The organism is Aerococcus sp. L_32, from assembly GCF_050689315.1.
The window spans coordinates 1-615 of sequence record NZ_JBOEQF010001100.1 but is presented as its reverse complement, the minus strand read 5'-3'; the positions used below and the strand labels follow the sequence as shown (position 1 = coordinate 615).

1 protein-coding gene is annotated in these 615 nt (G+C 34.3%); it reads left to right on the top strand.

The window, feature by feature from the left end; genetic code table 11:
• On the top strand, window positions 1-229 hold a 229-nt coding region (locus tag ACRCJ0_RS18375; RefSeq protein ID WP_431391594.1), incomplete at its 5' end, for an RDD family protein.
• Window positions 230-615: the final 386 nt, after the last annotated feature.

Here is a 615-nt window from a genome sequence, read left to right as displayed (position 1 = left end):
TAAAGGGTTACTAGGCCTTCAAGTTGTAACCAACAAGCAATATAAATTATCCTTTATGACATGTTTACTTCGTGAAGGTTTAGGGAAAGTGATTTTAACGACAATTCCGTTTTTAGGTTTGATGGTTGTTTTCTCAAACAAGCGTCAAAATTTCATGGATTACTTTACAGATACAAATGTCATTTCATTAGGACAATTTGCTATGTTGTTTGAAGAAAATGCGATTTAATAATTTACAAAAGGTGTAGCTGAAACGCTACACCTTTTGTGGTACTTTGGCTAATGAAAACTGTGCCGCTTCTTGCACCCATTGAATAACTCTTGATTTTTTTTTTAGGTGCGTTATAATAATGAGAAATAAATGAAAACCTTTAACTTGCGTCCAGAGAGACGAAGAAGGCATGACACGTCTAGTTTTAACCTAATGGGGAAAGACTACTTCTTTTTGCGCACGCAAGTAGGGAAGTAGTCTTTTTTCTTACTTAAGCAAATAATGGAGGTCATACCATGGTAAAAGTGATTATGAATGAAAAAGAAATTGGCCGTGCTTTAACACGTTTATCTCATGAAATTATCGAACGTTATAAGGGTATTAATAATTTGGTACTTGTTGGG